General features: G+C 26.3%; 17 protein-coding genes. 15 read left to right on the forward strand and 2 right to left on the reverse strand.

The genetic code is table 11. The features are described from left to right. Positions 1 to 4: 4 nt before the first annotated feature. The 13 genes from AWT63_RS05580 (at position 5) to murA (ending at position 13,822) form a co-directional block, all read left to right on the forward strand. A complete protein-coding gene (locus AWT63_RS05580; protein ID WP_068268968.1) occupies positions 5 to 1,192 on the forward strand; it encodes a YihY/virulence factor BrkB family protein in 1,188 nt (395 codons plus the stop codon). Continuing rightward, complete coding sequence (locus tag AWT63_RS05585; protein ID WP_068268969.1) at positions 1,189 to 2,166, forward strand: DNA recombination protein RmuC; 978 nt, start codon at positions 1,189 to 1,191, stop codon at positions 2,164 to 2,166. Before AWT63_RS05580 ends, AWT63_RS05585 begins: the two co-directional genes overlap by 4 nt. 150 nt (positions 2,167 to 2,316) lie before the next feature. Next, positions 2,317 to 4,968: a bifunctional acetaldehyde-CoA/alcohol dehydrogenase gene (gene adhE / locus AWT63_RS05590; RefSeq protein WP_068268974.1), complete on the forward strand. Its 2,652-nt coding sequence runs from the start codon at positions 2,317 to 2,319 to the stop codon at positions 4,966 to 4,968. 103 nt (positions 4,969 to 5,071) lie between these two features. Next, positions 5,072 to 5,959 carry an alpha/beta hydrolase fold domain-containing protein gene (locus tag AWT63_RS05595; protein ID WP_068268976.1) on the forward strand — a complete coding sequence of 296 codons (888 nt, stop codon included), beginning with the start codon at positions 5,072 to 5,074 and terminating at the stop codon, positions 5,957 to 5,959. After that, a complete protein-coding gene (locus AWT63_RS05600) occupies positions 5,956 to 6,690 on the forward strand; it encodes an NAD(+)/NADH kinase (protein WP_068268978.1) in 735 nt (244 codons plus the stop codon). The genes AWT63_RS05595 and AWT63_RS05600 overlap by 4 nt, the downstream gene beginning before the upstream one ends. Then, complete coding sequence (locus AWT63_RS05605) at positions 6,687 to 7,631, forward strand: alpha/beta hydrolase (protein WP_068268979.1); 945 nt, start codon at positions 6,687 to 6,689, stop codon at positions 7,629 to 7,631. Before AWT63_RS05600 ends, AWT63_RS05605 begins: the two co-directional genes overlap by 4 nt. Positions 7,632 to 7,643: 12 nt before the next feature. Then, positions 7,644 to 8,570: an alpha/beta hydrolase fold domain-containing protein gene (locus tag AWT63_RS05610; RefSeq protein ID WP_068268983.1), complete on the forward strand. Its 927-nt coding sequence runs from the start codon at positions 7,644 to 7,646 to the stop codon at positions 8,568 to 8,570. A gap of 10 nt (positions 8,571 to 8,580) precedes the next feature. Then, on the forward strand, positions 8,581 to 10,230 hold the full coding sequence (gene recN, locus AWT63_RS05615) for a DNA repair protein RecN (RefSeq protein ID WP_068268985.1): 1,650 nt from the start codon (positions 8,581 to 8,583) through the stop codon (positions 10,228 to 10,230). Next, on the forward strand, positions 10,223 to 11,110 hold the full coding sequence (gene xerA, locus AWT63_RS05620) for a site-specific tyrosine recombinase/integron integrase (RefSeq protein WP_068268990.1): 888 nt from the start codon (positions 10,223 to 10,225) through the stop codon (positions 11,108 to 11,110). The genes recN and xerA overlap by 8 nt, the downstream gene beginning before the upstream one ends. Then, positions 11,097 to 11,471, forward strand: coding sequence for a hypothetical protein (locus tag AWT63_RS05625; RefSeq protein WP_068268993.1), 375 nt, complete (start codon positions 11,097 to 11,099; stop codon positions 11,469 to 11,471). The genes xerA and AWT63_RS05625 overlap by 14 nt, the downstream gene beginning before the upstream one ends. Positions 11,472 to 11,483: 12 nt before the next feature. After that, the gene (locus AWT63_RS05630) at positions 11,484 to 11,951 is read left to right on the forward strand and encodes a methylated-DNA--[protein]-cysteine S-methyltransferase (RefSeq protein WP_068268995.1); all 468 of its coding nucleotides are present in this window, start codon (positions 11,484 to 11,486) and stop codon (positions 11,949 to 11,951) included. A 31-nt stretch (positions 11,952 to 11,982) separates the two neighbouring features. Next, the gene (locus AWT63_RS05635; protein ID WP_068268997.1) at positions 11,983 to 12,549 is read left to right on the forward strand and encodes a DUF1694 domain-containing protein; all 567 of its coding nucleotides are present in this window, start codon (positions 11,983 to 11,985) and stop codon (positions 12,547 to 12,549) included. Positions 12,550 to 12,553: 4 nt separating this feature from the next. Further along, the gene (gene murA / locus AWT63_RS05640; RefSeq protein ID WP_068269000.1) at positions 12,554 to 13,822 is read left to right on the forward strand and encodes a UDP-N-acetylglucosamine 1-carboxyvinyltransferase; all 1,269 of its coding nucleotides are present in this window, start codon (positions 12,554 to 12,556) and stop codon (positions 13,820 to 13,822) included. An 86-nt stretch (positions 13,823 to 13,908) separates the two neighbouring features. Here the strand turns inward: murA and AWT63_RS05645 are convergent, their stop codons facing one another. Both AWT63_RS05645 and dcm read right to left on the reverse strand, forming a co-directional pair. Next, positions 13,909 to 14,664 carry a PDDEXK family nuclease gene (locus AWT63_RS05645; RefSeq protein ID WP_068269001.1) on the reverse strand — a complete coding sequence of 252 codons (756 nt, stop codon included), beginning with the start codon at positions 14,662 to 14,664 and terminating at the stop codon, positions 13,909 to 13,911. Next, complete coding sequence (dcm, locus tag AWT63_RS05650) at positions 14,648 to 15,616, reverse strand: DNA (cytosine-5-)-methyltransferase (RefSeq protein ID WP_231723229.1); 969 nt, start codon at positions 15,614 to 15,616, stop codon at positions 14,648 to 14,650. The genes AWT63_RS05645 and dcm overlap by 17 nt, the downstream gene beginning before the upstream one ends. Before the next feature lie 412 nt (positions 15,617 to 16,028). On the opposite strand from dcm, the gene AWT63_RS05655 reads away from it, so the two are divergent. Next, the gene (locus AWT63_RS05655) at positions 16,029 to 19,322 is read left to right on the forward strand and encodes an OmpA family protein (protein ID WP_068269006.1); all 3,294 of its coding nucleotides are present in this window, start codon (positions 16,029 to 16,031) and stop codon (positions 19,320 to 19,322) included. 363 nt (positions 19,323 to 19,685) lie between these two features. Beyond that, positions 19,686 to 20,057, forward strand: a 372-nt coding sequence (locus tag AWT63_RS05660) for a hypothetical protein (protein WP_197407862.1), incomplete at its 3' end; no start/stop codon positions are given.

Here is a 20,057-nt window from a genome sequence, read left to right on the forward strand (position 1 = left end):
AACTATGAAAAAAGGAATACTCACTATATGGAAAAACTTTTTAGATACTGATATATCAGGTCTTGCAGTGAATTTAACTTATGTTTCATTATTTGCAATATTTCCTTTTATTGCCCTTATAATAGGTTTATCTAAAGGTTTTGGAATTGATGTGATTTTAGTAAATAAATTAAATGATATTATAATTTCAAATAATATAGGTATTAATATAGTTAAAATTGCTGAAAATTTGGTTGAATCTTTAAATTCTAGTCTTTTATCAGGCTTAGGTATAGTTGTAATTATATGGTCTGTTGTAAATCTTTTAATGTTACTTGAAAAATCATTTAATGAAATATGGAATGTGAAAAATAATAGAGAAATAGGTAGAAGAATACTTAGCTATATTGCAATTATTTTTCTTATCCCTATATTTGCAGTGCTTTTTATAGGAACAAGCAGTAAAATATTGTCATTCATACAACAAATTTCTGCAATAGGTAATTTTACGCTTATTTCAGTAGAGATTTTAAAATTATTAGTATCATTTACAATTTTTATGGTCATATACTATTTTATACCTAATACTAATGTAAGTTTTAAATCAAGTTTTATTTCTTCTTTACTTGTTGTATTATCACTTTGGATTTTAAGTATGTTTTATCAATTACTTCAAAGTTCTATTTCTAAATATAATACGATATATGGAAGTTTAGCGTTTGTCCCACTTTTTTTAATATGGGTAAAATATATATGGATAATAATTTTAATAGGTGCAAGACTTTCATATATCATAGATACAAATTATGACAGCGATGATATAAAATTACCTATAAAATATAGAAAAGAAGTAAGTCTATACTTACTTTATTTAATAAATGAAAGATTTTTAGAAAACAAAAAACCATATAATATTGATGAATTATATGAAGTAACCGGAATAAAAAAATATGTTATAAGAATTTGTCTTGATATTTTGTATAATTTATCATTTATTACAAAAACACATAATCAAGATGATATAATAACTTATCAAGTAAATAAAAATCCAGAATATATAAGCATAGACGATTACATAAATTCTTTTGAAAATGAAGGTTTGGAATATAAGTTTGATATTTTTGAAATTGAAGAGAAAAAAGAAAAATATAATAAGTTTATATTTATCCTATCAAACAATAAATTAATAAAAGATATGGGAGATAATTTATGAGTTATTTATACATAATCCTTACTTTAGTAATAATTTTACTTGTAATTTTAATTTCAATAATTTATACACTTTTATCAAAGTTTGAAACTTTAAATGAGTATAAAACTGATAATATAAAAAGTTTAGGAGATTTTAAATATGAAGTAAACAATAATATGAGTGATAAATTAAAAAATTTAGAACTTAATGTAAATAGTAAAATATCGCAATCAATAACTGAAATTATAACAAGAATTACAAAAATTGATGAAGCACAAAAAAATATTGATAAATTATCTGTGAATATATTGGGATTACAAAGTATATTAAATGATAAAAAAGTAAGAGGAGTTTTTGGAGAAATACAATTAAATCAAGTCTTATACAATATTTTTGGAGATAAAAAACTTTATTATGATTTGCAATATAAAATGGATAACAATAGGATAGTTGATGCTGTAGTTTTTGCACCTGAACCTTTAGGTTTAATACCGATAGATTCAAAATTTCCACTTGAAAATTATAATAAAATAGTTGAAACAGATGGATCTGACGAACAATATAAAAAAAGATTTGCATCAGATGTTAAAAAGCATATTAGTGATATCAGTCAAAAATATATTAAAGAACAGCTTACCAATCAAGCTATAATATTTATTCCGGCAGAAGCTGTATTTTCATATATAACTGTTAATTGTGAGGATATAGTTGAATATGCTTATGAAAATAAGGTGTGGATAGCATCACCAATGACTCTTATGGCAATTTTAACTTCCATACAAATGGTAATAGTCAATATACAAAGAAACGAATTTTCATTAAAACTTCATGAAGAATTACAAAAACTTAGTAATGAATTTGATAGATATCAAACAAGATGGGATAAAGTAATAAAAGATTTTGAAAAGGTGTCATCAGATATAAAAGACATTTCTACAACAAGTCAAAAAATTACAAAGAAATTTATTGATATAAGAAATGTAAAGATAGAATAATAAAAACTTGTAAACGTTTTCAGACGAATAAAACATGATGTGCTTAGTATTTTTAAGTTATTTTGTGTTGACAACCATATTAACTTGTTATATAATGAGTATGTTAAAAAAATAACAAACTTTTAGGTAATTAATAATTAGGAGGAAGTAATGGTAAACGATGTTCAAAGTTTAAGAGATCTTATGAGCAGAGTAAGAGCATCTCAAGAAAAATATGCAACTTTTGATCAAGAAAGAGTTGATAAAATTTTTAGAAAGGTTGCACAAAAAATTAATGATGAAAGAATTACCCTTGCAAAACTTGCTGTTGAAGAAACAGGTATGGGTATAATAGAAGATAAGGTTATCAAAAACCACTTTGCATCAGAATACATTTATAACAAATATAAAGATGAAAAAACTTGTGGTATTTTAGAAGAAGACAAATCTTATGGTATTAAAAAGATTGCAACACCAATTGGAGTAATTGCAGGAGTTATACCAACAACAAACCCAACTGCGACAGCAGCGTTTAAAATATTACTAGCATTAAAAACAAGAAATGCGATAATAATATCACCACATCCAAGAGCTAAAAAATCAACTATTTATACTGCTAAATTAGCATTAGAAGTAGCTAGAGAATATGGAGCACCTGAGGATATAATTGGATGGATAGATGAACCAAGCCTTGAATTATCTAAAGAGTTAATGTCTGAATCTGATTTAATTCTTGCAACAGGAGGACCAGGAATGGTTAAGAGTGCATACTCTTCAGGAACACCTGCAATCGGTGTTGGTTCTGGGAATACGCCTGTAATTATTGATGAAACAGCTGACATTAAAATGACTGTAAATTACATACTATTATCAAAAACATTTGATAATGGAGTTATATGTGCATCAGAACAATCATTAATTGTTAATAAAACAATATATGAAAGAGTAAAAAGAGAATTTGAATTAAGAGGTGCTTACTTCCTTGATGAAAAAGAAAAGGATATGTTAAGAAAAACATTATTTAAAGGTGGAGTAACTGGAGCTCTAAATCCTGATATAGTTGGTCAAAGTGCATATAATATTGCAAAACTTGCAGGATTTGAAGTACCTGAAAAAGCAAGAGTTTTAATTGCAGAAGTTGAAAAAACAACTTTTGATGAAGCATTTGCACATGAAAAACTATCACCAATTTTAGGAATGTATAAAGCTGAAAACTTTGAAGATTCAATAGAAAAAGCAAAAGATTTAGTTGAATTAGGTGGATTAGGACATACTTCAAGTATGTATATAAATATAGCAGAAAAAGAAAAAATAGATATATTTGGTAGATTAATGAAAACAGGAAGAACATTAATAAATATGCCTGCGGCACTAGGAGCTATAGGAGACGTATTTAACTTTAAACTTGAACCTTCATTAACATTAGGTTGCGGATCTTGGGGAGGAAACTCAGTATCTGAAAACGTTGGAGTTAAGCACTTATTAAATGTTAAAACTATTGCAGAAAGAAGGGAAAATATGCTTTGGTTTAAAGTTCCTGAAAAGATTTACTTCAAATATGGTTGTTTACCTGTAGCACTTGAGGAATTAAAAGGTGAACATAAAAAAGCAATTATAGTAACAGACAGAACTTTAGCAGAATTAGGTTATACTAACCATATTACTAAGGTTTTAGATGAAATAGGTATAGATTATAGAATTTTCTCTGAAGTAGGAGTAGATCCAACATTAAGTAGTACTCAAGAAGGTGCTAAAGTAATGAGAGAGTTCCAACCAGATGTAATAATAGCATTAGGTGGAGGTTCAGCAATGGACTCTGCTAAGATTATGTGGGTTCTATATGAATATCCAGATATTAGATTTAAAGATTTAGCAATGAGATTTATGGATATTAGAAAGAGAATATTTGCATTCCCTAAAATGGGTATTAAGGCTAAATTTGTAGCAGTTGCAACTTCAGCAGGTACAGGTTCAGAAGTAACTCCATTTGCTGTTATAACTGATGATGAAACAGGAATTAAATATCCATTAGCAGATTATGAATTAACACCAGATGTAGCAATAAATGATCCTGAATTAATGCTAACAATGCCTAAAGGATTAACAGTAGCATCAGGAGTTGACGCACTTACTCACGCAATAGAATCATATGTATCAATAATGGCAACTGAATATACTAAACCATATTCACTAGAAGCTATAAAAATAATATTACAATTCTTACCTGAGTCAGTAGCATTAGGTGCTAAAGCAGTTAAAGCTAAAGAAAAAATGGCTAATGCTTCTTGTATAGCAGGTATGGCATTTGCTAATGCTTTCCTTGGTATAGTTCACTCATTATCACATAAATTAGGTGGACAATTCCACATACCTCATGGAATTTGTAATGGACTTTTACTTACTGAAGTTATAAAATACAATGCAACAGATGCACCTGTTAAAATGGGAGTGTTCCCTCAATACAGATATCCTGATGCTAAGAATAGATATGCTAAAATTGCTGATTTCTTAGGATTAGGTGGAACAACAACAGAAGAAAAGATACAAAAATTAATAGATGCTATTGAAAATCTTAAAGAAAGAATTGGAATACCTAAGACAATTAGAGAATGGGGAGTATCTGAGCAAGAGTTCTTAGAACATGTTGATCAAATGGCATTAGAAGCATTTGATGATCAATGTACACCTGCAAACCCTAGATATCCTCTAATAACAGAATTAAAAGAAATCTATTTAAGAGCATACTATGGTGAAAAAGAATACGAAAAAATGTTTGATATGTCAAAGGAAGAAACAAAGAAAACAACTAAAAAAACTAAATAGTGAATTATCGGGAGAATAGAGATATTCTCCTGATTTTTTTAGTATATATATCTGTAAATCACTTTTATAATATGATATACTAAATATAAAAAAAGGTATTGATATGGAAATAAAAAAACAAATGTTAGATGCTTTAAAACATAGAAAACCAGATCACTTTAATTTTTATACTCCATATATTTTTGAAGGTATAGATGTAGGGAAAATAAGATCAATGATAGGTTATCCAAGTATTGATTTATCTTGTAATATAAAAGAAGAAATAATTAATGTAAATGGTGTAATTTGTCATAGATATTATAAAACTCAAAATACGAAATATGTACTTTTTAATATACATGGTGGTGGTTTTTATGGTGGAGGAACTAAAGTAGTTGAAAATAACTCTAAATATATAGCAACACATGATATACATGTAATATCAATAGAATATACATTGGCCCCAAAGTTACAATTTCCAAATATAATGTATCAAATATATGATGTAATAAAATATTTTGCAAATGATTATAAGGACTGTAAATTTGGTATAATTGGAGATAGTGCAGGAGGGCATCTGGCATTAAATACAGTTTGCATTGATGTAAATAAGTATATATCATTTCTTGGATTATATTATCCTGTAATAAGTTTGGAAAGTAAAAAAAACATTAATACTGAAAATTTAGGAGAAAATGCAAAAGCATCAATAATGTTTTTAAAATCAATAATGCCTTTAATAACAAAACTTTATTTACCTAAAGAATATGATAAAAGTTCTTTGTATTATAATGCACTTAATATGGACTATTTATATCCAAAAACAGTAATTTTTAAGGCACAAATTGATTATTTTAATGATGAAATAGAAAAGTTTTCAAAAAAATTTAATGTGAAAACATATAGTTATACAGGTCTTTCACACGGATTTATGGAACTTTTAGGTTATCTTGATGAAGTTAAGGAAGTTCTTGATGTAACTATAAAACATTTTAAAGGTGAAAATGTATGAAGTTTTATATCTTAAAAAAAGATGAAATTGATATAAAAGAATATGAAAATATGATAAAAAACTTAGGTTTTTCAATTGATTATGAAAATCCTGATTTTATTCTTGCATTTGGTGGAGATGGAACAATTTTAAGGGCATTAAAAACAGCTCTTGATTTAAATATTCCGATAATACCTGTAAATTTTGGTAAATTAGGATATATGGCACATATTGAAAAAGATGAATTGAAAGATTTATTAATAAATATAAAAAAAGGTATTTACAATACAAGTAAAAGATATGTACTTGAGTGTGAAATAGAAAATAAAAAGTATTATGCTTTAAATGATATAGTGTTTAAAGATGAGCATGTGAAAGAGTATAAGCTATTTGACAGTGATTACAGTATAACTAAATATAGAGGAGATGGACTTATAATCTCAACTTCAACAGGCTCTACAGCATACGCTATGTCAGCAGGAGGAAGTATAATTAATCCTGAGTTAAAAATTATGAATATAGTAGCAATAGCGCCGCAAACATTAAGTGCAAGACCTTTAATTTTACCGCCTACGAATTTAAAGATTAAATCAGATTCAAAAATATATGTTGATGGTATAAAGGTACTTGATAATAAAAAGTGTGAAACAAAAATAAATTTATCAGATAAGTATGTAGAATTAATAGAATCTCAGACAAAAACATATTATGATATATTAAAATATAAATTGGAATGGCGAGGATATAAATGAAAAAAATATTAATGTTATTGTTATCTACATTAATCATGTCATGTAGTTTAAGAGATTTAGCTTTGAATAGTTTAAGAATTGTTGGTGATAATGGAATTATAGGAAAAGAAAAAATGCGTCTTTTGTATAATTATTACTACAGTACGGATAAACCTCAAAAGTTGAAAGGTAAATTTGGTTATTTTTTATTAAAACATGAAATAAAAAATGAAAATGTAACTTATTATCATTATTTTAATGAAAGATCGGATAACTTGGTTTTAATGGTGCATGGAGGTGCTTTTGAAACAAGACTTGGTCAACAGTATATTGAGTTAATGGATGATATATTTTCTAATACTCGTGCAAAGTTTGAAGCATATTTATTGGATTATAAAACGAGTTATAAATATCCTTCACAGCAAAAAGAGTTGGAAGCTTTGCTTGAACATGCGATGAAAAAATATAAAAAGATAATATTAATAGGAGATAGTTCAGGCGGTAATATAATTTTAACAACAATGTTGAAATTAAGAGATGAAAATAAAAAATTACCTGACGCCTTAGTTTTGATGTCAGCTTGGACTGATATAACAAATAGCGTCGAAAGTAGAAAAACAAGGTTTTATGATGATCCTATAATAGGAAATGAACAATTTCCTCAATCATTAGTAAATAACTATTATGTATCGGAAGTTAAAGATTTGAAAAATCCATATGTTTCCCCTATATACGGTTCATATGAAAATTTCCCAAAAACATTAATTCATGTAGGAAATGCAGAAGTCTTATTAGATGACTCTTTAGTAGTTTACAGAAAAATGAAAAAAGTAAATGTAGATGTTGAAATTTCAGTTTTTGATAAAATGTTTCATGTATTCCAGTTAATAAACTTTTTACCTGAAGCACAAGTTGCATACAAACAAATTGGAGAGTTTATGACATCTATTTTTGAAAAGTAAAAGGAGATGAAATTGAAAAAAATTTTAATAACACTTTTTGTAGTAATTTTATCATCTTGCAGTATAACAGATGTTACTATAAACGCAACATATGTAATGGCTGACAACGGAATAATCAGTAAAGATAGTATACTTAATATAGCAGCAGGTATAAGTAAAATACAAAAAAAACGTTCAACAAATAAAGATTTAACATTAACTGAAAAAGAATATAAAGGTTCTAAGTATTATGAGTATAAAAAAGAAAATTCTGATAATGTTGTTATACTAGTTCATGGAGGAGCATTTAAACTTCCACTTCATCAATTATATGTTAAGGTTATGGAAAGTGTATATAATAATTCAAATAAAAAATATGAAATGCTTCTTTTAGATTATAAAACAGAAGTAAAATATCCAAGTCAAAGTTTAGAATTAGAAAAAATATTAGAATATGCATATAGTAAATATAAAAAAGTAATACTTATGGGAGATAGTTCAGGTGGTAATGTGATTTTATCTGCAATTCAAAAACAAAGAGATGAAAATAAAAAATTACCTGATGGTTTAATACTTTTATCTCCTTGGGCAGACCCAAGTAATAGAGTTGAAAGTAGAGTAACAAACTTTTTTAAAGATGTATTATTTGGTAATGAGGATTATCCTAAAGAATTGCTTAGAAATAAGTATTTATCGGAAGTTAAAAATTTAGATAATCCTTATGTTTCACCAGTTTTTGGAGTATATAATAATTTTCCTAAAACACTTATTCAAGTTGGAGAAAATGAAGTATTATTTGATGATTCAAAAATCATATATGAAAAAATGAAAAAAGTAAATGTAGATGTTAAATTTACTGTATATAAAAAAATGTTTCACGTATTTCAATTGTTACAATTTTTACCTGAAACAAAACAAGCTAATATGGAAATGGGTCAATTTATAGACAGTATTTTTTAAAGGGGTTTTTATGTTAAGGGAATTAAAGGTCAATAATCTTGCAATAATAAAGGATATGCAAATAGAATTTAGTGAAAATTTCAGTGTTTTTACTGGAGAAACAGGAGCGGGGAAATCTATAGTTTTAGATGGAATTGCCTTTATTTTAGGTGCAAGAGCAAATACAGCTGCAATTAGAAATAACGAAGAAAAATTAATAGTTGAAGCTGTTGTAGACCTTAGTCCAAAATTAGTAGAAAAATTAAAACTTCTTGAATTTGATGTTGATTACGATGAAATGCAGCTTATTATTTATCGTGAACTAAGTAGAGATGGTAAATCAAAAATAAATATAAACGGTAGAAGAGCAACAAAAGAGATGCTTAGTAAAATAATGTCAAATGTTATAGATATAGTTGGACAACATGAAAATCAATATTTATTAAATCATAATTATCATTTGGAACTTCTTGACGGTTTTGTAGATTTTAAAGATTTTAATATAAAAAAAATAGTAAAAGAAATTAAAGAACTGGAAATAAAAATTAATAATCTTGAAAATGAAAGAAAAATAGTAACAGAAAAAAAGGATATGTATGAGTACAGTATTAATGAAATAGAAAGTTTAAATTTATATTCAGGCATTGATGATGAATTAGAAGAGCAATATAAGCTTATATTCAACTCAGGAAGAATACAAGAAGCAGTTGAAAAAGTAAATTTTGAAATAGATGAAAACATACTTCATTCTTTATCAAATATTGTTAAAAGTATATCATCAATAAGTTCATTTTCAAGTGATATTGAAAATATTAAAGAAGAGTTTATTGAAATTGAAAATAGAATTTCATCACTTAGTTATGAAGTAAATGCTTTTAGTCAAGATGAATTAAATTTAGAAGATTTAGATGAAATATCTGATAAATTAAACAAGATAAAAAAATGTAAAATGAAGTATGGAAGCAGTATAGAAGAGATTATTTCATATAAGGATAATATAAAAGAGAAACTTTTAAAACTTGAATATTCTTTTGATGAAATAGAAAAACTAAAAAAATTAAAAGAAAAATTAATTGATAATTATGAAAAAGAATCGAAATTATTAAGTAATAAAAGAAAAGAAATAGCCAAAAAAATTGAAGATGAAATAAATAAAGAATTATTTGATCTTAATATGAAAAATGCAAGTTTTAAAGTTGAATTTAATAAAAAAGAAGGAATATTTGAAAAAGGAATAGATGAAGTTGAATTTTTATTAAAATCAAATGTAGGGCAAGATTATGCTAAGCTAAGCAAAAGTGCTTCAGGTGGAGAAATATCAAGAATAATGCTTGCACTTAAAGTTGTATTTTCTAAAGTTGATGATTTGGAAACTTTAATATTTGATGAAATAGATACTGGAATATCAGGTGAAACTGTAAAACTTGTTGCAGAAAAACTAAAAAAAATATCATCAAATGTTCAGGTTATATGTGTAACACATTCTCCAAATATAGCAGCATCAGGAAAAGAACAATTTTTGATTTATAAAACGGTTGAAAATGACAACACAACTACCGGAATAAAAAAATTAAACTATGATGAAAGAGTAAATGAAATAGCAAGAATAATATCGGGAAATAACATATCAAATGCTCTTATTCAACACGTTAAAGAAATGATAAGTGATAAAAATGAATAGGGAGACTAATCTATACGTAAAAGAGTTTATAGATTATTTACAATTTGAAAAAGGACTTGGAGAAAAAACTATAATAAGCTACAAAGTAGATATAAATAGTTTTTTTAAAGACTTACAAAAAGAATATGATGAAATAAAAAAAGAAGATATATATAAGTATATAGAAAATATGAAACAAAAATTTAAACATAATACAATTCAAAGAAAAGTGTCGTCTATAAAACATTTTTTTAAGTTTTTATACATTAATAAAAATATAAAAAAAGATCCAAGCAATACAATAAAATCGCTACAAAAAGAAAAAAAGTTACCAGAGGTTTTAACACAAGAAGATTTTGAGAAAATAATAGACACCTTTAATCATGAGCCTAAAAATATCAGAGATAAATTGATATTAAAGCTTTTAATAGGTAGCGGTGCAAGAATTTCTGAAATTATAAACCTTGAAGTTAAAGATATAGAAGATAATAACTTTGAATATATAAGAGTATTAGGGAAAGGCTCTAAATATAGATACATACCAATTTATGAAAATTTGGCAAATGAATTGAAAAACTATATTGAAAATGTAAGAAATTTAATTAAAAAAAATGAAAAAGATCATAAGCTTTTTCCTCGTGTTAGAAGAGAACAATTTTATACGACATTAAGAGAACATGCTAAATTATGTAATATTGAAAAAAGAGTTTATCCACATATAATAAGGCATTCAATAGCAACAATGTTACTTAAAAATGGAGCAGATATTAGAATGGTTCAAGAACTTTTAGGGCATGCCAGTATATCAACTACACAAATATATACTCATGTTGAAAAATCTAAGTTAAAATCAATTTATGATAATATATCAATAGGAGATGATATTGATGACAATATTTGAGTTTATAACTTCAAAAAAATACGTGTTACTTTCAATAATACTTCCTTTAATTTTGTTTTTTATACCTAAATTGGTATTTCTGTTTATATTATCATTGTTAGTTTTAAATGCGGTATTAGTTGGAATATATAACAATAAGGTTGTTGATAAAGTGGTGTACACTACATTTTTTACTTTAGATACGTTATTTTTATTTGTTGGTCATTTCAGTTTAATGTATATTTTAATTTATATTATATCAGTAGCAGCACTTATATATTCTGATTATGTCAATAATAGATTTAATGATTTTTCTAAAATTGAGTTAATTACTATTTACAGTATAATTAAAATTATACTTATTGTTCGTTTAGTTATATAACAGGTGATAAAAATGAAAAATATTTATTATTATACATACAATACTATAATGGGAGAAATAACAATTGCTTGTGAAGATGATAGTATAATATATTTAGAATATGGTAAGAATATAAATTTTACAGGTATAAATAAAAGAGTTTGTTTATTAGATGAAGCATATAATCAACTTACGCAGTATTTTTCAGGAAAAAGAAAAAAATTTGAATTAAAATTAAATCCTAAAGGAACAGATTTTCAAAAAAAGGTATGGCAAGCCTTAACTAAAATACCGTATGGTAAAACTGTCTCTTATTATGATATAGCTTGCAGTATAGGAAATGAAAAAGCTTGTAGAGCTGTAGGTATGGCAAATAATAAGAATCCTATTTCAATAATTATACCCTGTCATAGAGTTATTGGTAAAAATGGTAAAATGGTAGGTTATGCAAGTGGTATTGATAGAAAAGTATTTTTATTAGAACTTGAAAGTAAAATTTGAATTTAAAAAGTAATTGTGTTAATATTTATTTATGGAAATAATAAACGATGATGAAATTTTAAAAAAAATAGAAAAAGAAAAAGATAGAGCATATAGCGTTCAAGCTGAAAGAAATAGATATTTAGGTATGTATAAAGAAAGGGTAATATTAGCTTTAACAGATAGTCAAGTTAAAGAAAAAATTATATATAAAGAAGTAATAGAAGCTTGTAAAAAAAAGATTGCAACTAAAATGGTATTATCAAGAGCAGTTGAATTAAAATATTTAAAAAAATATATGAATATAGCCAGTCAATATGAATTAACATGCAAATTAGTTGATGGTCTTTCTTATGTTGGAGATATTGCACTTGTAATAGCAAGTGATGATGCTTTGAATAAGCAAATTAATCCTTTTGTTATTCCGCGGTTGCAACTTATAAAATCAAAGGGTCTTCCTGACATATATTATGATAGCTTAGGTAAGAAAATTAGTAAAAAGTACTTGAAAATAATAAAAGAAAAATTGCCTGAATTGGCAGATGAATATGAAGAATTAACATTTTTTGATAAATTATGTGGGATAAAATGTCCTATTGAAGAAAAACTTGGAGGATAAACAAATGGTTGATGGTTTTGTCATAACAGGAGGAAATGAATTAAATGGAGAAATAGCAGTAAGTGGTTCTAAAAATGCTGCTTTACCAATAATAATTGCTACACTTGTAGAAAAAGGTGAATACATTATTGATAATGTACCTAATTTACTAGATATTAGAGTATTGATTAAACTTTTGGAAGATTTAGGGCTTAAAGTTGAAAAGCTTACAGATAGTAGTTATAAAATAATAAATAACGGAATAACTAAAAATCGTGCAGAATATGAAATTGTGAAACAAATGAGAGCTTCATTTTTGGTTATGGGGCCTATGGTAGCAAATTTAAAAGAATCAATAGTTTCTCTTCCTGGTGGTTGTTCAATAGGTTCAAGACCAGTTGACATACATTTAAAAGGATTTGAAGCATTAGGTGTTGAGATTAAACAAGAACACGGATATATATATGCAGATTCAAGTAATTTAAAAGGGCAAGATATAGCATTTAATTTCCCGTCTGTTGGAGCAACGCAAAATATTATGATAGCTGCTACAAAAATAAAAGGAATTACAAGAATAATAAATGCTGCAAGAGAACCAGAAGTTGTGGATTTGGGGAATTTCTTAAATAAAATGGGAGCAAAAATAACGGGTCTTGGAACAAATACAATTACTATTGAAGGTGTTGATAAGTTACACGCTACAAATTATAGTATAATGCCTGATAGAATAGAAGCAGGAACTTATGTTATAGCTTCTTTAGTAACAAAAGGTAATTTTAAAATAAAAAATGCTAATATTGAAGAATTGGGAGTATTTAAAGCTACACTAGAAACTATGGGTGTTAAATTTGAAAGAGATGGTGATTATTTAACAGTAATAGGTAAAGCGAAAGATTTAAAACCTACTAAAATAGTTACACAACCACACCCTGGATTTCCAACAGATATGCAAGCACAAATGATGCTTTTATTATCTCAAATAAAGGGAACAAGTGAAATAGAAGAAACGGTATTTGAAAATAGGTTTATGCACATAGCTGAATTTAATAGAATGGGTACTAAAATTAAAGCACATCACTCAGTTGCTGTAATTGAAGGCGTTGATGAACTTCAAGGAACAAGTGTTATGGCATCAGATTTAAGAGCAGGAGCAGCACTTGTTTTAGCAGGTCTTATTGCAAAAGGAGAAACAAGACTTAATAGAATATATCATATTGATAGAGGATATGATAAATTAGAAAATAAATTAACGAAATTAGGAGCAAAAATAGAAAGACAAAAGTTTGATATATAAGTAAATGAAAAATGACTAGATGAAAATCTAGTTTTTTTGAATTATTTTAATAAAAATGACGATTAGATTTTTATTTCTAATCGTCTTTAAATATCAAAAAGTTCACTAGGATCAATTTTAAATTGTAGCATATTAGCAGTAGGTCTACTATTATCTCCGCCTTTTCTTTGCAGTGTAATTTTTCCTAATTTAATGGAACCTTTAGGGCTAATTTCAACTTTTCCATTTGCAAAATAATGATTTATTACTTCATTTATATTTTTTAATACCCATCTAGCATTTTTGTTTAATTTTTGTACAACTAATATCCATTCTGCTGAAAATTCTCCTCTACCTTTTATGATATCTGTAATAATAAGTAATTTATTGTCATTTAACCAAGATAATACCAAATTTTTTTCATTTTCTGATAATTCATCAATAAACATTCTTCTATTATCCCTAACTTCGTTTTTATATGGTTTTAATTCTCCGGAAAAATATTTTAAAATTGTTTGTACATTTAAAGGGATATTCCATAACTCATTGTAACTTTTTAACCATCTTTTATCAATTTGATTGAATCCTTTTTTATTACTTACCAACTTAACTTGCATATTTTCAATATCAAGAGCATTTTTTAGTTTAACTTTAATTTTTATATTTAAATCTGCTTTATATCCAGAAAGTATAATTGCTTTTACAGATTCTATTTTTTCTAAAGAATATCCCATTATTATTAACCATTCCTTAGCTTCATTGTCATTTTTCCAATTATTGAACTTATTGACAATGTGTTGTTCATTTTTAAATCCATTTTTTGCGGTTTTTGAGCCTAATGTAGCCTTACTGATTTCTTTCATCTGACTTGCCTTTCATCATTTCTCTTACGATACTTTCTATAACATTAACAGTCATTGCATTACCTGCTTGTGATAAAATTTTATTATTATTGAATTTAGAATTTTTTACTTTTTCAGCAAGATGTTTAGGGAATCCTTGTAATAATAAAGATTCATATCCATTTAATTTTTTTATCTTTTTATTTTTTATATAAAGTAGACCATGCCTACCTGTTCTTAATGTAGGAAAAGTTTTTTCATAACGTCTTAAATCAGATTGTCTCCAATCAATAACGCAGTTTTCCCAACTTAATATATCTTCGTTAGTAAATTTATTTTCATTATATTTATTTGACAAATATTTTTGAAATGTTTTATCAAGAATATTTAATTCTAAATCATTATCTAAATCTAAAAAAGAATCAAAATTTATTCTGTCATTTTCTTTATTAGGAAATGTAAATTGACCATTATCATATCCCTTTTTAAAACCAACTATATATATTCTTTCCCTCATTTGTGGAACACCATAATCAAGGCTATTTAAGACTTTATAATAAATATTATAACCGGCATTTCTTAGTTCATATTTTATTGTTTCAAAAGTTTTACCTTTATTATGATTAATTAATCCTTTTACATTTTCTAAAATAAAATATTTAACTTTTTTGTGTTTCATAATTTCAATTAAATAATATATAATTTGTCCCCTTTCATCTTCAAAACCTTTTCTTTTACCAACAATAGAAAATGTTTGGCAAGGGAAGCCTGCTATCATAAAATCAAAATTTGGTAATTTATTTAAATCTAATTTTGTTAAATCTCCATAATTACGATCATCATTAAAGAAGATACTATAAGTTTCTGCCGTTTTTTTATCAATTTCACAGTGACCAACACAAACTAATCCATTATTTTCTAATCCTATTCTTCCTCCACCAATTCCAGAACAAAAATCAAAAAACTTTAACATAATAATGACCTTTCTACTTTTTAAAAATAATTATTTATCTTATATTCATGTTTGCTATATTATACCAGAAAAACGAAACAATGTTAATTCGATATAATTTATAATTTTATCTTATATTTTATAATATTTTTTACACACTTTTTTATTACATACAAAAAAAGGTTAAAAAAGTAATGTGAAAAAATGAACAATTTCATCGAAGGAATTTATAAAAATAGCAATGCTGAAAAATGTGATTTTTGCAGTGTTTAATAGGGGTGTAAAAAATGCCGGGGGGGGGGTGGTAATAAATAAAATATATAAAATTATAATTTTACATTTTTGCTAATGAAAAGCATGGAAAAATCTTTTATTTTTAATAATAACATAGTAACATATCAGCATTATAAATATAATTTTAGGGAGAAAAAACATGAAAGAGTTAAAAAAGTTAATAAAGTCAAGGATGAAAAATAAAGTCAGGTTTAATAATAAAACATTGATAATTTTTCTTATTACAGGAATGCTGAGCTTTGCTCAAACAACACCAACTAAACCAAAAGATGGAGACGGGAATGTTAAGCAAGGAGATGGAGTTGAAATAAGTTCAACTGCTGTAGGTGTAACACTTTTAGGTTCAAAGTCTAAAGCAACTCAAAACTATATAGGAATATTTGGGTATGGTTCAGAAGTAAAATCTGTATTAGGAAATGCCATGGGATATGGAGTTAAAATAGGTGAAACTTCTTCTTCTGCATATGCTTTAGGAACACAAGCATCGATTAAAGACGGGGCAGAAAAAGCTTATGCTTTGGGATATCAGGCATCCATTGGTGCGGGATCTAAAAGTTCTTATGCAATAGGAGATGAGGCTAAAGTAGGTGATAGTTCACTTTATTCATATGCAATAGGAACGGATGCAAAAGTTTCAGATAATGTATCATATTCATATGCAATAGGAAATTTTACAACAGTATATGCTTCTGAAACTGTAGCTTTAGGAAGTGGAATACATGCTAAACAAGAAAATTCAGTATTTTTAGGATATAATAGTAGTGGTTATACACCTTCAGGAGCTAATACAAAGGGTATGGATCAAACATATGGTAATGAAAATGTTGATGATGTTGAATTAAAAAATTTTGCCGGAACAACTAAGGGTATAGTGACTATTGGAGCACAAGGTATGGAAAGAAGAATACAAAATGTATCATCAGGGTTAATTGGTAAAACAAGTACAGATGCAGTAAATGGATCTCAGCTTTATTCTGTAACAGTTGCATTAAATGATAAAATCAAAAAATTAATAGAAAATGGTTTGAAGTTTGCAGGAAATTCAGGTAGTACATCAACAGTTAAATTAGGAGAAACTTTAACTATTAAAGGTGGAAATACATCATCAGAAGTAGATGATAAAAATGTAAAAACAGAAATAACTGGTAAGACATTAAGTATAAAGTTTGCAAGTTCACCTGAATTTAAACAAGTAACAGCAGGAGAAGGAACTAATAAAGTTGTAATTGGAGATTCAGGAATAAAACTTGGGAATCTGGTATATATCAGCGATTCTGGACTTAATGCAAATAGTAAGAAGATAATAAATGTCGCAGATGGAGACATTAGTTCTAGTTCGAAAGATGCTGTAAATGGAAGCCAATTGGATAGTGTAAAAACAGAGTTGAATGGTAAAATATCTAAAAATGAAAAAGATATTAAAGAATTAAAAGATAATATAGATGGTAATAATTCTCAAATGGAAGAAAATAAGCGTACCATTGCTGAAAATAGAGCAAAAATGGAGAATAACACGCAAAAGATTAAGAAAAATGAGCAGAAAATAGGAGAAAATAATAAAAATATAGAACAAAATAAAAATGATATAGCAGGAAATAAAACTAAAATTGAAGTAAACGAAAAAAATATAAATACAAATAAAGAAGACATTGTAACAAATAGAAATGAAATGGATAAGAATAGAGTATCTATTGCAACTAACATGAAAGATATAAGGCAAAATAAGGATCAAATAGAAAAGAACAAACAAGCAATTGCTGAAAATACCAACAAAATAACAAAAAATACAGAGGATATTGCTAAAAATACAGAAGATATAAAAGCAAATAAGGATAATATAGCTAAAAACACAAAAAGTATAGAAGACAATAAAGCAAATATTGAAAAAAATACTAAAGCTATTGATGAAAATAAAGCAAAAATAGAAGCTAATAAAAATCAAATAGATAAGAATAAGCAAGATATAAAGAATAACAAAGAAAAAATAGACAAAAATGAACAAGAAATAGAAAAAAATAGAAATAGTATAGATGGTAATAAAAAAGAAATTGCTGTAAATAAAGAAAACATAAAAACAAATACAGACAGTATTGAAAAAAATAGAGGTGAAATAGATAAGAATAAAACTTCTATTGCAAATAATATGACTAAAATAGCTGAAAATAATGCAAAAATAGTAAATAATACAGCTAAAATAAATACAAATGAAGCAAAAATTAAAAATATTGAAGAAGAAATTGCTAACAAAGGAAGTGTAAAATCACAAACATTAACACTTTCAGGTAATGATGAAAGACTATTTGGAGGTGCAGATCTTACAATAGAATTAAAAGATGATTCAATAGATGAAAAGCATTTAAATGAGAAATTAAGAAATAAAATAAACAATGCAGCAACAAAAGAAGAGCTTAAGAAAGTATCTGATAAAGTTACTGAAAATACAAAATTAATAGAAAAAAATACAAAAGATATAAAAGAATTAAGTGATAAAGCTGTAAAATATGATGATAATACTAAGAACAAAATAACTTTAGGTGGAAATGGACATACAGCAGTAACAATAACGAATTTAGCAGATGGAAAAGAAAAAAATGATGCAGTAAACTATGGACAGTTAAAAGATATTATAAATGGAGATATAAAAGCAGGAGAAGAAAAAGGAGTAACTGGAGATAAGATATACAAAGAGTTTGAAAAAGTAAGAAATGAAACAAAAACTATATCAAAACAATTAAGTGGAGGAATAGCAACAACAATGGCAATGGCAAGTATTCCACAAGTAGGAGATAATAAGTTATTTTCAATAGGAGCAGGAGCAGCCTATTACAATAAACAAGGTGGATTTGCACTAGGAATAAGTGGAACAGAACCATCAAATACCTTTATATACAAACTAAGTGCAGGAATAGATACACAAAAAACATTTGGAGTATCAGCAGGATTTAACCTTAATTTTGTTGACACAAATAAATCAATAAAATCAGGTATTTACTTAAATGGAACAGGTGGAAAAGAAATCCTTAATCAATTAGCTCAAAAAGATAAGGAAATAAAAGATTTAAGAAAAGATGTTGATGAACTTAAACAAATGATTATGAAAGCATATACACAACCAATAACATATACGGTAACAGGCTTTATTCTTGATAAGAGTAGATTAACAAAAGAACAAGAACAAGATATATTAAATATATCTAAAGAAATTAAGAGTAGAGGAAATATAAGTAGTATTGAAATTATAGGGTATGCGGATACTAGAGGAGAATATAAATACAATCTTGAACTAGGTTTACGAAGAGCGATGGTTGTATTAAGCGTATTAAAAAAACATGGTATAAATGTTAAAGCTAAAATTGCTTCAAGTGGTTCAAGTCATATAGTAGATCATGGAATATCATCTAAAAATAGAAGAGTAGATATTATTGTTAAATAAAAACGAAAGTATAAATAAATTTATCTTTTACGTTTTTTTGATAAATTTCTAACCTTATAAAAAGAACACTTCTGAAATAGAGGTGTTCTTTTTTTATTTTACATAAAAGAGGTTAAAAAAGTAGTGCGAAAAAAGATGGAATTTTGTGAAAAAAATACCGTGATTATGACAATGTTGTAAAACTTAGTTTTTAAGGCGTGTCGTAGGGTTCAAAAAACGTGCGGGGGGGGGGCGGTAATAAAGGTAATATATAAAATTATGTTTTTACATTTTTGTTAATAAAAATCATAAAAAAAGCTTTGATTTTTAATAATAACATAGTAATATGTCAACATTATAAATATATTATTTTTGGGAGAAAACATGATAAAGTTAAAAAAATTAAAAAAATCTGGAACGAAAAATAAAGTAAAATCCACTTTGTTTTTTTTTGCAGGCTTTTTTATAGTTACTACAAATTTAATGGCTGAAAAAATAGGAACAACAGCTGATGATAATGGTAAGCAAGAAAATGTCGCTATAGGTAAAAAGGCAAAAGCAATGGGTTCAAGTAAAACTGTAGCTATAGGAGATGATGTTGAAGCTTTATATGAAGATACGACTATAATTGGAAGAAATTTAAACTCTAAAGCGAAAAATACAGTATTATTGGGAAAAAATCTAGTAACTAAAGGTGAAGATTCTGTTTTAATAGGAAAAGATTTATATGGTAGTGAAACATCAGAAAAATCTTTA

This window comes from Caviibacter abscessus, from assembly GCF_001517835.1.
GTDB lineage: Bacteria > Fusobacteriota > Fusobacteriia > Fusobacteriales > Leptotrichiaceae > Caviibacter > Caviibacter abscessus.